Source organism: Pedobacter paludis, assembly GCF_003173575.1.
Taxonomy (GTDB): domain Bacteria; phylum Bacteroidota; class Bacteroidia; order Sphingobacteriales; family Sphingobacteriaceae; genus Pedobacter; species Pedobacter paludis.
The window spans coordinates 117,095-133,035 of the sequence record NZ_QGNY01000004.1 but is presented as its reverse complement, the minus strand read 5'-3'; the positions used below and the strand labels follow the sequence as shown (position 1 = coordinate 133,035).

Here is a 15,941-nt window from a genome sequence, read left to right as displayed (position 1 = left end):
TTACTCGAAATATTCTTTCATTCTTTCGAAGAAACTTTTATCGTTTTTACCAGGTTGTGGCTTAAAGTTTGGCGACTCACGAAGTTTTTCTAAAGCATCGCGTTCTTCGCTACTTAAAGCTTTTGGTGTCCAAATGTTGATATGGATAATTTCATCACCTCTGTGGTATGAGTTCACTTCTGGTAAACCTTTGCCTTTTAAACGAAGTAATTTTCCACTTTGGGTTCCTGGATCGATTTTAATTTTTGCTTTACCATCAATTGTTGGCACTTCAATGCTCATACCCAACGCCGCATCAACAAAACTTAAATGCAAATCGTAAACAATATTGTTGCCTTCGCGTTTTAGGGTTTCGTGTGGAGTTTCTTCAATTAAAATAATTAAGTCTCCAGGAACGCCGCCATTTGGAGCTGCATTTCCTTTTCCACTCATGCTTAATTGCATGCCTTCGCTTACACCTGCAGGAATGTTTATGGTAATCGTTTCTTCACCGCGTACAACACCGTCGCCATGGCAAACATTACATTTAGAGGTAATTTGTTGTCCACTTCCATTACAGGTAGGGCAGGTAGATGCAGTTTGCATTTGCCCCAGAATTGTATTGGTAACCCGGCGTACTTGTCCGCTGCCACCGCAGGTACCGCAAGTACTTACCGACGATTTATCTTTTGCGCCAGATCCATCGCAGGTTTTACAAACCACAAGCTTGTTTACTTTGATTTTTTTCTCGGCACCGTGAGCAATTTCTTCGAGGGTTAATTTAACTTTTATACGCAGGTTAGAACCTTTCGCTACACGACGACCACCACGTTGCTGGCCACCACCTCCGCCAAAAAAGCTTTCGAAAGGATTATGTCCACCAAAAATATCTCCAAAATTACTGAAGATATCATCCATGTTCATGTTACCGCCACCATAACCTCCAGATGCACTGCTTCCAACGCCAGCATGACCAAATTGATCATAACGCTGCTTTTTCTCTGGATTACTTAAAACCTCGTATGCTTCTGCAGCTTCCTTAAAATTATCTTCTGCAGCTTTATCACCCGGGTTTTTATCAGGATGATATTTAATAGCCATCTTACGATAAGCTTTTTTTATCTCATCTGCTGGTGTGCTTCGCGTTACGCCTAATACGTCGTAATAATCTCTTTTACTCATGTTTATTTAAAATGATCGAATTTTGAATGGTTGAATGATTGAATTTTATATTCTCTCACTGGGCATTCTTTCATTCAATAATTAATTTTTATGCTCCAACTACAACTTTAGCGAAACGGATTACATTATCATTTAATGTGTAGCCTTTTTCAACCTCATCAATTACTTTTCCTTTAAGATCTTCGCTTGGTGCAGGAACATTTGTAATTGCTTCGTGGAAATCGGTGTTAAATTCTTTGCTAATGCTTTCTACATCTTTTAAACCTTTTTGCGCCAATGTATTTTTCAACTTTGTGCTTACCAATAAGATACCTTCTTTAACTGGAGCAATATCCGTCGCAGTTTCCATGGCCTTAAGGGCACGGTCAAAATCATCCAAAACAGTTAGTAATGATACAATAACATCTTTACCGGCAGTTTGCAATAGTTCTACACGTTCTTTTTGTGTACGACGCTTGTAATTATCAAATTCTGCATATAAGCGCAGATATTTATCATTAAGCTGTTGAACTTCTTCTTTAAGTTTATCTTCTATCGATAATTCAGGTGCTTGTTCAGTTTCATTTGTAGAAGCATCAGTATTTTCCACGTTTTCTGGAGTAGTATTTTCTGATGTATTTTCAGTATCCATTATATTTTCTTCTTTATCGTTATTTTTCTTCTTATTAAACATATACTAGGCTGAATTTTTTGTGGTAATCTCAACTATTTTGCCATAAACTGAAATCAGCCAAGCTGGCAGATTTATTTGAGTTTATCTGAACAGTTTGGCTGATTGACTGACAAGCGGTTGACGATTGTAGATTTGCGGTTTTAGATTGGCATAGGCTAAATCGTAATTCGTAAATCTACAATCGTGATTATGTTAAGCTATTTGTGCATCTTCATGAACCACTCCACTTTCGCATTTAATGATGCGTGAAGGGAATTTGCGAATAATTTGATAATCATGCGTAGCCATCAATACCGCAGTTCCGGCTTGGCTAATTTGTTTTAAAAGGGTTACAATTTCTTCTGATGTTTCTGGATCTAAATTTCCTGTTGGTTCATCAGCAAGAATAATTTCGGGATCATTTAATAAGGCTCTCGCAATAACAATCCTTTGTTGTTCGCCTCCAGAAATTTCGTGGGGCATTTTTTTGATTTTTGATCTCAAACCCACCTTATCCAGTACATCTTTAATGCGTTCGTTAATTAATTTTGCATCTTTCCAACCCGTTGCCTTTAAAACAAACTCTAAGTTTTTTTCAATAGTTCTATCGGTTAGCAATTGAAAATCTTGAAATACAACACCCAATTTTCTACGAAGAAACGGTACTTGGCTTTCTTTCAGGTTTTTAAGGTCGAAACCTGCAATGTTTCCCTCACCGTTTCCAATATGTAAATCGCCATATAATATTTTAAGTAGGCTACTTTTACCCGAGCCTGTTTGCCCGATTAAGAAAACAAACTCATCCTTTTCTATATGTAAATTTACATTTGAGAGCACTAAGTGTTTCTGTTGAAAAACATCAACATTGTTTAAGTGAATTACTGCGTTTCCTGCCATGCTATATGTCTAATTTAGCAATCTGCCCAAAGGGCAAATTCTTTACCATTTCCATTATGTATTCAAGTTTATCACCAAGGCCCAGTTTATCCAAAGATTTATCAGGTCTATCTACCCTAAAATAAGCGAGCAGTGTAAACTTTTCATCTCTAAGTTGTACGTAATCTGGAATTTTGGCTATGCCTTTTACTTTAATGATATACATTGAGCCCAAAAATAGCATTTACAAACGATAAGAGAAAGGACGAAAGCCCTTTTTATCGCATTAACATAATCCAACCGGTATACGTTTCGAAATCGGGATTGAAATAGATACTGTAATAATAGGTTGCGGTTGGTAAATCTTTACCGTTGTATTTTCCATCCCAGGGTTTATACTTTCCATTGCTTTGATAAACCAGTTGCCCATAACGATTTGTTACTTTGATTATTGGATTTGGAAATGCTTCTGCTGCCGGAATGTTCCAAGTATCGTTTACCGAATCTCCGTTTGGCGTAAACGAATTGGGTATTACAATTTTTGGATATACTTTAATAAATACATCATCCTCGCTGCTTACACAACCAAGATTAGACTGTGCATGAAGTGTATAAGTAATATCTGATGGAGGATTTGCAATTGGGTGTAATTTAGTTGGGTCGTCTAAATAATCTGCTGGAGTCCAATAATACGATACATCATCTCCAGTCACTTTTCCATTAAGGGTTATTTTTTGTCCATTTAAAAGCTTTAAATCTTCTCCAGCATCTGCTAGCGCATTTTTAATTACATTAACTGTAATTTGAGCAGTACTAAAACAGGCGCCATTAGAAACGGTTACTGTATACGTAGTTGTTTCTTTAGGTGATGTAAAGGGATCAGAAATATTTGGATCAGATAATCCTTCAACAGGAAGCCAGCTGTAGCGCGTTCCCCCATAAGCCTCTAATTGTTTAAAATTACCCTCACAAAGATTTACAACTGAAGCACCAACTGAAGCCACTACGGGATCTAAAACCTGAACATTAACAATAGATGACCTCGAACATCCATTGCTGGAGGCGGTTACGGTATAATCTCCCGTCATATTAAGGGATGCATTTGTAATGGTTGGATTCTGTTGAGTTGAAGTGAAGTTATTGGGCCCAGTCCATGAAAATGTTGTTCCTTCAGTAACATTAAGCTGAATGTTTGAACCAATACAAACAGGGCCATTGCTGCTTGCAATTGGATTTGGCAAAGCTGTAACCGTAATGGTAAGGGGGGGTGAAGCAATTCTACAATTAGCAGAGGCAATGTTCGATCGTTCTGCAGCAAGTAGCCGATATTGATAATTACCCTTAATTGCATTAGCAAAGGTAACAACAGTTTGCTGAGCGGTTTCGCCTAATATGTCATTCCATCCGGTGCCTGTATTTACCTGCCATTGATAAACAGGATCTGCATAGCCTGAAGAAACCGAAGCGGCTAAATTAAAGCTTCCAGAAGCAGCTTCACAAATTCCAGCACTACTTTGCCCATTATTGATTGATGGGATTATTGTCGGGCCACAAGCTCTAAAGGTAATGTCATCAAGTGCCAAATCGTTTCCACCACCACCAGGATTTTCATTAGTCATTTTGATGGTAATAATGCCAACATTTGTAGGTGTTGTAAAAATTGTTCCATACTTGACCCAATTCGAAGAACTTCCTTCTAAAATATCGCCCGTAGAAAACTCTTTAATAGAAACGCCATTATTTTCAATTGTGAACTTAACATTAGGCTTTATTCCAGTTCCTCTAAGAATATTAATGATGTAAGATGCAAATTCGTAGGTTGTATTGGGGCATAAATTGTTCACCGTAGCTTGATAAAATATATCCTTATTAAAGTTAGCATTAACAACCATCATGTATCCATTAGGATCTCCAGTATGGTTTGTTATGTCTTGGAGCCAACCTTGATTTAATCCGGCCGTACTTTTAACGATAGTGTACTGACCATCATTTGGTGAGCCAGCAATATAAGTGTAGTTCGTATTTCCTGATGTTGCATTTCCAAAAGCAGATGCACCATTACCGAAATCCGTACCTGCGCCAACAACTGGATCGCCCAAGGTTCCTGTACATACCTGAGCAAATAGCTGTTGATTAAAAGAAATAAAAAGTATAAAAAGAAGGATCTTAATTAGACAACGCATTGTTTGTAGGGCATTTAGCGAATATCTGAATAAAAACTATAATAACATATTTTAAATTGCAAGCTATTTCAAACCATTTAAAAATTCTATTGTATTAACATTATCAGCATAGTCCCAAAGTTTGGGGTGTTGGCTTTGCCCAAAAGTGAAGGTACTTGTATGCAATGGAGATTTTGTAATTACACATTGAATGTTTTCTGCTTTTTCGGCCAATTTTACTTCTACATCAGATAAGTTCTTATATTCCTCGTAATATAAAACGGCCAATGGCGAAGTTAAACTTTCATCTTCCTTTAAAAGCAAAAAGCCATTGTCGAAATGTTTCGCTGCATTTACTAAATAAATGGATTTGTTATAATCGTAATTGTTGTTGTATTTGAAATGATTGATAATTGGCTGGTGGCTTTCTATGCCCTCATAAAAATTGGCAATATCATATCCTTCTGGAAAATAAATTTTAGACACATTCCTGCAGCCCAAACCAAAGTAATCGAAAATATCTGCCCCTAAATTTTGAATATCTTCTTTGGTTTCTGTCCCATCTAAAACGGCTACACTATTTCGGTTTTTTCGGATAATATTAGGCACCTTACTAAAATAGTAATCAAAATATCGAGATGAATTGTTACTTCCTGTAGCTATAACGGCATCGAAATCTTTTAATCTTTCTACGTATTCTATGTAATTTTCTAATGTGGGTTCTAATTTAATTAATTCTGAAAGTACCGCTTTAATCAGTTTGTCATCAGATGAAGATAATTTTATCAGTGCAATATTTCCTGTTGCCAAAACACATAAAACATCGTGAAAACCCACCATAGGGATGTTTCCAGCTAAAATTAATCCAACCTTTTTAGGTGATGAACTGAATTTAATAGATTGAAACCAATGGTCAACATCATCTTCGTTTAGCATCTCGGCAAAAGAATTTAACGATTTTTTTATATTTTCTGTGGTGAACCAAGCGTTGCTATTTTCTGCACTATATATTGTATTTTCCAGTATATCAGTAGAATTGGCAAGTAATTTGCCTAGTTTTTTAAAGGCATTAATTACTTTATCATGTGTTAAGGCTGACATATTTAGAATTATTATTAAGTGATTATATACTATATTTGCATCGCAAAGGTAAACTAAGCAAAAGAATTAGACGAAAACATGGCAATTAAAATAACAGATGAGTGTATAAATTGTGGGGCTTGCGAACCGGAATGCCCTAATAATGCAATTTACGATGCCGGTACTGCATGGCGTTTTTCTGACGGAACCAATTTAAATGGGGTTATAGATTTTGGTAACCAACAAATTGAGGCTGATGCATCGCAAGAAGCAGTTTCGGATGAAGTTTATTATATCGTATCGGATAAATGTACCGAATGTAAAGGATTTCATGATGAACCACAGTGTGCTGCGGTTTGTCCGGTAGATTGTTGTGTAGATGATGAAGATATCCGTGAAACTGAAGAAGAGTTATTAACCAAAAAAGCTTGGTTGCATCAAGAGAATTAAACTTCTAGATTGATTTTTAAATAAAATATTGAGTCCTGATGCAGATCAGGACTTTTTTTATAAAATTAATCTACTGCCTGATAAATAATCGATTTGAATTTATTTGTGATCTCTCCATGAGAAAATGGCCATTGTTGAATATAAATTTGTGCCACAATTTTCTTCTTCGGATCTACCCAATATGTTGAGCCAAAGAAACCGCCCCAACTAAAAGAGCTTGCACTTTGGCCAAGTTTATGGCTCCCTTTGTCGGTAACAATTTCAAAACCTAAGCCGAATTTATTATCTCCAAGAGAAAGATTCCCAATTTGATTCGTTGTCATTAACGAAACACTTTGTTCAGAAAGAATTCTCTTGCCATTATAAATACCCTTATTAAGCAACATTCGTAAAAAAATACCATAATCTTTTGATGTAGAAACCAAGCCTGCACCGCCCGCAAAATATCCATTATTGTTTGTTGGATAGTTTATGGTTGCACCCGGAAAAGTACCATCTCGCCAAGGCTTTACCAGTTGTGTTTTAGGATCTTCTGTGTAAACTGAAGCTAATCTTGATTGTTTTTCTTTTGGCAAAGCAAAATAAGTATCCATCATTCCCAAAGGTTTAAAAATTCTTTCCTTGAAAAAAGTATTTAAATTAACTCCAGATACAACTTCTACAAGTCTACCCAAAACATCTACACTAAGGCTATATTGCCACTTTGTGCCAGGTTGTAGGGCTAAAGGTAGTTTTGCCAATTTATCTATTTCGGTTTTTAATAATTTCTTATGAATTACAAAACCTGCTTCAACGCCTGCTTTGGCATAAATTGCATTCATTTCCGGAGATCCGATTTGTGCATAACCAAGACCAGCAGTATGCGTTAATAAATCGCGAATGGTAATTTCGCGGTTAGCAGGCTTTGTTGTATAACTACTGTCTGCATGGTTAAATTTATCTAAAACCTTGGGGTTTTTAAATGCTGGAATATATTTCGAAATGGGATCTTCGAGAGCAATTTTTCCTTCATCAAATAACATCATTACAGCCACACTGGTTATAGCTTTGGTTTGTGATGCAATTCTTAAAATATCATCTGTTTTAAAGGGACGATCTATATTATTTCCAAAAGCTTTATTATAGACGGTTTTTCCATCCACAGCAATGTTTGCAGAAATTCCTTTTATCCAACCGTTATCTAGATATTGTTTAAATAAACTATCTATTTTATCAAGCTTACTGTCAGATAAATAAGTCTTAGCAGATTGGGCTAAAACTGAATTTATCCCAATGAGTAAAAACAGCACGGAAACATAAAAATGTTTTTTCATAGTCTGCTATATCAAATTGAAGACTAATCTAATTCACTTTTATTTGGAATAATCAAAACCGGACAGGCAGATTTGCGGGCAACATGTTCTGCAACACTACCCATTAAAAAATGGTATAATCCCGTTCTACCGTAAGTTCCAATTACAATTAAATCCGATCCCCATTCATCAGACTGTTGAATAATTCCATGTGCTGCCGTATCAACAATGCTTAAATATGAGGTTTTTATTCCATTGCCAAATTTGTTTTCTATTTCTTTTAGAAGAATGTGACTGTTTTCCTCGCTGTTATCATAAGTGTCCATGAAAACGGGTGCCAATGTTAAATCAGAATTTACATTAGCCGGAACAGGTTCAATTATATTAACCAGTGCCACCTCTGCATTAAATTTTTCTGCCATTTCGTATCCAGCTTTTGCGGCTTTTTCAGAACAGGTACTGTTATCAACAGCAATTAATATTTTTTTAAAATTCATAACGAGCAGATTTAAATGTTACATCATAAAAATAACAAAATATCGAGCAAAATGTTAGGCTATGGATGTAATTTATTAGTTTTACAATTCGTTACGAGCATATTTAAATGGAAAATCAATACGGTATTTGTAGAGTTGCAGTAGCCCCTTTAAGAGCAGATGCATCAGATAAAGCAGAAATAGTTTCGCAATTATTATTTGGAGAGCATGTAGAAATTATTCAGAAAGATGAGCGTTGGTGGCTTGTTCAAAATGGATACGATGGTTACGAAGGCTGGTTAGATTTTAGACAGCTGGCCCCAATTTCGCAAAACCAGTTCGCAGAAATGCATGATTGTAAATTGCTTTCTCCTTTAGGTTTTAATCATTCTTTAACTGCAGAAGACGGAACGTTGTATCATTTAAGCCCAGCAAGTAATCTGCCTTTTTTACAAGATGGATTTTGTTATGCCGGTGAAGAGAAATTTAAGCTCAATTTTGAAGCGCACAGCAATAAGGGTCAGGATTTTAAAACTCAAATAACCTCAACTGCAAAATTCTTTTTAAATACGCCATATTTGTGGGGCGGGCGCCACTTATTTGGCTTGGATTGTTCGGGCTTTGTACAAACCGTTTTTAAATTATTGGGTATAAAATTAAATCGTGATGCTTCACAACAGGCAGAACAAGGCGAATTAGTTGGGTTTTTAGCAGAGGTTAAACCTGGTGATGTTGCATTTTTTGATAACGCTGAGGGAAAAATTACGCATGTTGGAATCATGCTCAGTCCAAATGAAATTATACATTCATCAGCCAAAGTAAAAATAGATCCAATTGATGATCAGGGCATTTTTAATCGTGAACTAGGTGTCTACAGTCATAAATTAAGGATTATTAAAAGGTTTGTGGAATAAAGATAAAAGTTGCATCATGGTATAAAACTGATATTATGGCAACTTCTTTTACAATTTCAATCAATAATACTTGTGCCGAAAAATGGTCGAACATGCAAGCCGGTACAGGTGAACGATTTTGCGATTCATGCCAAAAATCTGTTACCGATTTTACCCAGTTTTCTGATCGTGATTTACAAGATTGGTTTGCGAAAAATGAAAGCCAAAGCTGTGGAAGATTTAAACCCGAACAAATTAATCGGTTAATTGATGTAAAATCGAACTTTTCTATTGGAAGATTTAAGCCAGGTTTAATCGCCGCCTCATTAGTCGCTTTTTTAAGCTTCCCCAAGGTAGGGAATGCCATCAATAAATCTTGGCCAACCCATGAAACCGAAGCAAAGAAATTCGGGCTCGAGAAAATTGCATCGCCACTCGAAAATGATTCCATCACCGTAAAAGGAAAAGTTATTAATAGTGAAGAAAGTTTACCAATTGTAGGCGGAAGTGTAAGAATAAAAGGAACAACTGTTACAACAGTTACAGACAAAGAAGGTTATTTTGAATTGAAAGTAAGCAGGAACCAAATCAAAAACGGCTTAATTTTAGAAAGTATTTATTTGGGATTTGAAACTCGGCGGTTAAAAGTAAATCTAAAAAAATCTGAATCCATCACCATAACAATGAAAATGAGTTATGCTATTTTAGGTGGTTTCGGAGTCATTAAAACGCCAACCCTCTTAAATAAGCTAAGTCGCTTTCTAAATGGTTGAGATTTTATAAACTATTTCCCAAACGTTTATTGCTTATCATCCCTGATAAGATAAAACATCCCGCTATTGCTCTGTAATACTTCATAAATAGAGTAATTATAACCATTTATAAATCAGCTTACATGAAAATACTTTTAACGTTCATCACTCTTTTTATTTTTTCCTTTCAGGTTTTCAGTCAAAACAAATTATCCAAAAGTAAACAAGCCAGCGATGCTACATTTGTTTATAAAATTAATGATGATGAGGTTGTTAGCATCTTAAAAAAGCAAAAAGCTAACGATAGTTTTTACCACACTTTAATCAGTTCAGATTATTATAAAGACTATAAAAAAACTGATTTACCCTATGGGAATTACTTGCTTGTAAATGCCAGCGGAGGCGCAATCAACTCAAGTTTGCATAGCGAGAATAATGTTTTACTACAGTTTATTAATAATCAAAAGGATTTTCAGTTTTACATTACAGATTTAAAAGGAAATTTAATTAGTAACGCTTTTGTAGAAGTTGATGGAAAAAAGCGAGCTCAATATGATGACAAAGCTAAATTGTATAGAAGTACGCACACAAAGGAAAGTGGTAAACCTAAAGAAGAAGGCATAATCAAGGTTGTACATAATGGGGTAAGCAATTTTTTTGAATACGAAGCAGATGATAATAACCATTACAACGATGACAGGGAAGATTGGCCGTTCTTTAAAAAAGTAGCCTATTCATCTCCCGTAAGGTATTTTTGGCAACCATTTAAATCAATTTTTAAAAAGAAAGGAAGTGTTAAACCCCTGTTTGCGGGCTATATGGTTTTTAGTAAACCAATATACAAACCACTTGATACCGTAAAATTCAAGGCTTTTATTATCAATGCCAAAGGCGGAAACATCCAGAACAGACCAGCCGAGGTAATTTTACAAACTGATGGTAGTAAAAAAACATTGGCTACGATCAATCCATATAAAAATGGAGGTTATGAATACAGTTTTGTGCTTGCAGATAGTTTGAACTTAAAGCTTGATAGAAGCTATGGCATTAGCTTGGAAGAAAAATCTAAAAAGCCTAAAAAAGCATTCCGCATCAACAATAATTTCCGTTACGAGGATTATGAACTTAAATCGCTCGATTTTGCGTTAAGAACGGATAAAAACGAACAAACAAAAGACAGTTTAATTACGGTTTATTTTAAAGCAACAGACGAAAATGAATTAGCAGTGCCCGATGGTAGGGTAGAACTTACATTAACGACTAGTTATATCAATAACTATACTGAAAAAGAGGTTTTCGTACCTGATACACTTTGGCAGAAGAACATCACGCTTGATCCTGTTGGAGAAACTAAACTCGTTATCCCGGCGGATATTTTTCCAAAAGCCAGTCTTTCATTTAATCTGGATGCTAAGTTTTTAAACAGCAATAACGAAGTTAGAACAGCTTCTAAATCTTTAAGTTATAAAGATTGGAGGAGTTCTAAAAAGACCGTTAAAGCGGTTGAGATAAAATCCGAATTTAGAAAAGACAGCTTGTTCATCACTTATTTGGTAAACGGCAAAAACGAAAGTCAGGCTGCCAAAATGGTTAGTTATACGGCAGATGATGTAGTGATAAATTCGCAAAATGTTACCCTGCCTTACGTGGTTAAAACCGATTATCGTGCAGAATACATCGAAATAGAAACGCCAAAAGATACTACCACAATTGACATCACAAAGTTAGAACCTGAATTGCAAATTAACGCCATGCAAAATAAAGACAGTTTGCGTGTGGTGGTTATAAACGAACATCAAGTGCCTTTTTGGTATACCATTTTTGCCGACAATAAAGTGTTTTTAAGAGGTTACTCGACCAATTTGGATACACTAATTAAAAATGATAGCCGAAAAGCCAGCCATATTCGCATCAATTATTTTTGGGATGGCGACGAGGAGACAAGCGAAGTAAGCGCATTTTATAATCCTTACCAATTAAATTTAAAATTGATTGCACCTGAGATGGTTTATCCTGGACAAAAGGTAAATATGTTGGTGCAGGTTACAGATATTAACCACAAACCAGTGCCCGAAACGGATGTTACTGCACAAGCCTTTACTTCAAAATTTAAGGATGTTCCCAATGTTAGAATGCCTTATTTGGGGAGAAAATATCTAGTGCATAAATCCAATAATATAAAGATAGAAGCTGATGAAGCATATGGAAGTGTGAGCGCAAAATTAGATCAGCTCACGTGGACAAAATGGAGCAAAAATTTAGGCTTAGATACCATTGAATATTATAAGTTTACGCACCCAAATCCAATTTATAATACAATCGAAACTACCAATGATACCACAACGCAAGTTGCACCTTTTGTGATTTTAGATGGTGCAATTTTGCCTGCCAACATCGTTTATATAGATAATGCTCCTGTATTCTTTAATCAGGCGCAACAATTACAACGTTACTCTTTTGTAGTTAAATCAGGTTTTCACGATTTTAAAATCCGCACAGCAGATAAATTAGTAACCGTAAAAAATTATTACATCACGGTTGGTAAAAAAACAATTTTTAGTGTGCTGGCAGATACCACCAATCAATTGGTAACAGTAAGTAAACCAACTACGCTTACGGCGAGCGAAAGTCAGGAATTGGATAACTATATGATTAAGGTTGCCAATAATTTCTCTCTCCAAAAAACTACCATTTCGGGGGAGAACTCCGAAACCCATTTGCTGATTAATCCTGATAATCGCCAGGAAAACCCGTTATTAATCGGTCCGATAAGAGAGAATAATTTAATTTTTGATAATGAAAAATTCAAGCAATCCTTTACCAAAGAAGCAGATTACACTTATACTTTTGAGCCAGGTTTAATCAAACAAAAATCAAACGCTACCAAATATGCTTTTGATACGAAACTAACTGCATATACAGGCAATGGAGTTACAAAATTTGCAGATGAGTATGCTTTAAAAAAGAATGAGATAGATAAGATTTGGTTAGATTATATGGATTTGAGAAGCAGAACAACACAACTTTTCTACAATGCAAGTTTAATTGGCCTAAAAGGTACAGGTAAGTTGAGGTATGACATTGATACCGCTTTTACCAACCACATTCCTTACATCAAAAATATAATCGTTTATAAACCCAATCAAGCCAATTATCTACGCATTTATACAGGCAATATCAATACCGATGTATTAGAAAGTGGCAGATACAAAATCTTATTTCTATTAAAAGATAACAGTTATTTTATTGCAGATACCATTAGTGTAATGGCAAATGGTTCAAATTATTATAAATGGAATAGCTTTAAAATTGCAGAGGCTGATGTCTTTAGTAAAAAATTAGATAGTTTGATTAAGTATACTCCCAAAGTAGGATATTATAGTGGCGAGGGAGGAACCGATATTTCAGAAAAAATCCAAACTTTTTTTAACCATTATTTATTTGATAAAAAAGAACTTACGAACACCTTGCAGGGTCGAATACTTTCAGATGAGGATGGTAAACCATTGGCAAATGCTTCTATACAAATTGTAGGATTAGATGTTTCTGCAATCAGCGATGCAAAAGGGTTTTTTACACTAAAAACTCCCGAAAAAGGCAAAATAAAAATAACAGCTAAAGCGTATAATTTTTATAGTCAAGCCATTGATATTATACAAGGCAATGTTGGCGATATAAAATTAAAGCCTATTAGTTATAAAAAAAGAAGGGTTGAGGATGTTGAAGAAGAAGTTGTTCGAGGTAAAGTAAGTACGGCATATAGCACGACAACCATAACCTCAAGAGAATTAAGCTATTCGCTGCAAGGTAAATCTGCCGGGGTGGAACTTCAGGAAGTGGTAATGGTAAGAGGTACAAGCTCATTGCCTGCCAATCAGAAACCATTAATTATAGTAGATGGATTGCCTTTCGATGGCGATATTAGCGCATTGGATAAAGATTTGGTAAAAGAAATTACTATCCTTAAAGATGCCAGTGCAACTGCTATTTATGGGGCTAGAGCAGCAAACGGAGTAATTATCATTAAAAGTAAAAAAGGGAATTTGGCAACCAACCTTGCCGGAGAGCCGGTTGCACAGCAACAAACCATGCGGACCAATTTTAATGATGAAGGTTTTTGGCAACCAAAATTAATTACAGACGAAAATGGCGTGGCCAGGTTTACTGTGAAATTTCCAGATGATATTACAAAATGGAATACTCGTGTAATGGCAATGAATGGGAATAAGCAGACAGGTTATACGGAAGGAAGTATTAAATCTTTCAAATCGCTTAGTGCTAATTTTGTATCGCCACTTTTTGCCACACAGGGCGATAGCATAGACGTAATTGGCAAATTGATGAATTATACACCAATTGAAGAAACCGGTGTTCGGAAATTTATTTACAACGGCAAGGAGTTAAGAAATAGCAATGTAAAATTCAAAAACTCTTACATTGATACAGTTGGTATTACCGTAACATCAAAAGATAGCTTAAATTTTGAATATACTTTAACACAAGAAAATGGCTATTTCGATGGAGAAAGAAGAAAAATACCGGTATTTGAAGCAGGTGTGAAAGAAACCAAGGGATATTTTTCTGCCTTACTCAAGGATACTACCATCAATTATAGCTTCGATAAACAATTGGGCAAAATTACAGTAAGAGCCGAGGCATCCATTTTTCCGGTATTGTTGGATGAAATGACCCAATTACGTAATTATGAATATTTATGTAATGAGCAATTGGCTTCGAAATTGAAATCGTTATTGCTAGAAAAACAGCTTCGAAAGTATTTAGACCAAGCTTTTACGCATGAAAAGGATATCAATTTTATTTTAAAGAAACTCTACCAAACTAAAAACCCACAAGGTACCTGGGGTTGGTGGCAAAATAGTAACGAAGAAATCTGGATTAGCTTACATGTTTTGGAAGCGCTCTTATTGGCAGAAAAACAGGGTTATAAAGTTGAACTTAATAAAGAAGTTTTGAGAAATTACTTAATTGCTAAAATGCAAGAAAGTCCTAATTACAGTCAGCTCGAAACTATAAAGCTTTTGAAATTATTAGATGAAAAATACGACTTTAAAGCTTGGATATTGGCTTTTGAAAAACAGGAATTAGATAAAGAACGGAAACGAGACGAAAATATATCTCATGAACTTTTGGCTGTCAAAAATAGAATAACATACAAAAGCACCTATTCAATATTGGAAATGATGTTGCTCAAACAGACTGCAGGAATTAAAATCAATTTAAATGACTTACTTAAACTCAAAAAGCAGACCATGTTTGGTAGCATTTATTGGGGCGAAGAAAATATCCGTTTCTGGGATAATAGTATTCAAAATACCCTGCTCGCTTATAAACTATTGAAGAATGCAGGCGGTTATGAAAACGAATTGGAGAAAATTTCTTTATACTTTTTAGAGCAACGTAAAGATGGGCAATGGAGAAATACGTATGAGGCTTCACTAATTTTAGAAGCCATTTTGCCGGAGCTAATTGCGGGAAATAAAAAGAATGAACCTGCCTCAATTAAAATAAACGAGCAAACGGTAACTCAATTTCCTTTTGATAAAACCATTGATAATCCTGTTGATTTAAAAATTGAAAAATCAGGAAAAATGACGGTTTATTTTACGGCTTATCAGCAATTTCAAAATGCAAAGCCACAAAAAGTTGAGAAGGATTTTAAAGTTAATTCTAGTTTAGTGCAAAATGGAATAGTTGTAAATAAATTAAAAGCCGGAACTTTTGCAAAATTAAAAGTTGAAGTAGAAGTTAAAGCCGATGCCGATTATGTAATGATAGAAATTCCTATCCCTGCAGGATGTTCTTACGAAAACAAAGTCCAGAATTTTTGGGGAGTAGAAACCCACAGAGAATACTTTAAAAACAAAACATCCATATTTTGTACAAAGCTAAAACAAGGAAAATATGCTTTTGAAATTGACTTAATGCCTAGATATACAGGTTCTTATATTTTAAATCCTGCAAAGGCCGAAATGATGTACTTTCCGGTATTTTATGGTAGAGAAGGAATGAAGAGGGTTGGGATAAATTAGAAATTTGGTCATTTTAAACCTTTCGTTCTTGCAGTCTCCGATTTTTCATAGGGAGTGAAAGCAATCTTACTAATCTAGTCTTTTTTATTACTTTGTG

General features: G+C 35.2%; 12 protein-coding genes. 4 read left to right on the top strand and 8 right to left on the bottom strand.

What is annotated here, in order from left to right:
• The 6 genes from dnaJ to DF947_RS11745 form a co-directional block, all read right to left on the bottom strand.
• The gene (gene dnaJ / locus DF947_RS11770; protein ID WP_109930007.1) at nucleotides 1–1,161 is read right to left on the bottom strand and encodes a molecular chaperone DnaJ; all 1,161 of its coding nucleotides are present in this window, start codon (nucleotides 1,159–1,161) and stop codon (nucleotides 1–3) included.
• A gap of 88 nt (nucleotides 1,162–1,249) precedes the next feature.
• Entirely contained in the window at nucleotides 1,250–1,834 is a 585-nt protein-coding gene (locus DF947_RS11765) for a nucleotide exchange factor GrpE (protein WP_109930005.1), read from the bottom strand.
• Nucleotides 1,835–2,026: 192 nt separating this feature from the next.
• The gene (locus tag DF947_RS11760) at nucleotides 2,027–2,710 is read right to left on the bottom strand and encodes a cell division ATP-binding protein FtsE (RefSeq protein ID WP_109930004.1); all 684 of its coding nucleotides are present in this window, start codon (nucleotides 2,708–2,710) and stop codon (nucleotides 2,027–2,029) included.
• A 1-nt stretch (nucleotide 2,711) separates the two neighbouring features.
• Complete coding sequence (locus tag DF947_RS11755; protein ID WP_109930002.1) at nucleotides 2,712–2,915, bottom strand: fructose-6-phosphate aldolase; 204 nt, start codon at nucleotides 2,913–2,915, stop codon at nucleotides 2,712–2,714.
• Nucleotides 2,916–2,967: 52 nt separating this feature from the next.
• Nucleotides 2,968–4,872 (bottom strand): T9SS type B sorting domain-containing protein, encoded by a 1,905-nt coding sequence (locus DF947_RS11750; protein WP_109930000.1) that lies wholly within the window; start codon nucleotides 4,870–4,872, stop codon nucleotides 2,968–2,970.
• Nucleotides 4,873–4,935: 63 nt separating this feature from the next.
• Entirely contained in the window at nucleotides 4,936–5,952 is a 1,017-nt protein-coding gene (locus tag DF947_RS11745; protein WP_109929998.1) for an acyl-CoA reductase, read from the bottom strand.
• Nucleotides 5,953–6,030: 78 nt separating this feature from the next.
• On the opposite strand from DF947_RS11745, the gene DF947_RS11740 reads away from it, so the two are divergent.
• Nucleotides 6,031–6,381, top strand: coding sequence for a 4Fe-4S dicluster domain-containing protein (locus DF947_RS11740; RefSeq protein ID WP_109929997.1), 351 nt, complete (start codon nucleotides 6,031–6,033; stop codon nucleotides 6,379–6,381).
• Between the two features lie 65 nt (nucleotides 6,382–6,446).
• On the opposite strand, the gene DF947_RS11735 is transcribed toward DF947_RS11740, so the two are convergent.
• Together DF947_RS11735 and DF947_RS11730 are read right to left on the bottom strand one after the other, a co-directional pair.
• Complete coding sequence (locus DF947_RS11735; RefSeq protein ID WP_109929995.1) at nucleotides 6,447–7,694, bottom strand: serine hydrolase domain-containing protein; 1,248 nt, start codon at nucleotides 7,692–7,694, stop codon at nucleotides 6,447–6,449.
• Nucleotides 7,695–7,717: 23 nt separating this feature from the next.
• Nucleotides 7,718–8,170 (bottom strand): universal stress protein, encoded by a 453-nt coding sequence (locus DF947_RS11730; protein WP_109929993.1) that lies wholly within the window; start codon nucleotides 8,168–8,170, stop codon nucleotides 7,718–7,720.
• Between the two features lie 107 nt (nucleotides 8,171–8,277).
• Between DF947_RS11730 and DF947_RS11725 the strand changes: the two genes are divergently transcribed.
• The 3 genes from DF947_RS11725 to DF947_RS11715 all read left to right on the top strand — a co-directional run bounded on the left by DF947_RS11725 (nucleotide 8,278) and on the right by DF947_RS11715 (nucleotide 15,844).
• Nucleotides 8,278–9,063, top strand: coding sequence for a C40 family peptidase (locus DF947_RS11725; protein WP_109929991.1), 786 nt, complete (start codon nucleotides 8,278–8,280; stop codon nucleotides 9,061–9,063).
• A 35-nt stretch (nucleotides 9,064–9,098) separates the two neighbouring features.
• Nucleotides 9,099–9,815 carry a carboxypeptidase-like regulatory domain-containing protein gene (locus tag DF947_RS11720; RefSeq protein WP_109929989.1) on the top strand — a complete coding sequence of 239 codons (717 nt, stop codon included), beginning with the start codon at nucleotides 9,099–9,101 and terminating at the stop codon, nucleotides 9,813–9,815.
• Between the two features lie 122 nt (nucleotides 9,816–9,937).
• Nucleotides 9,938–15,844 (top strand): alpha-2-macroglobulin family protein, encoded by a 5,907-nt coding sequence (locus DF947_RS11715; protein WP_109929987.1) that lies wholly within the window; start codon nucleotides 9,938–9,940, stop codon nucleotides 15,842–15,844.
• Nucleotides 15,845–15,941: the final 97 nt, after the last annotated feature.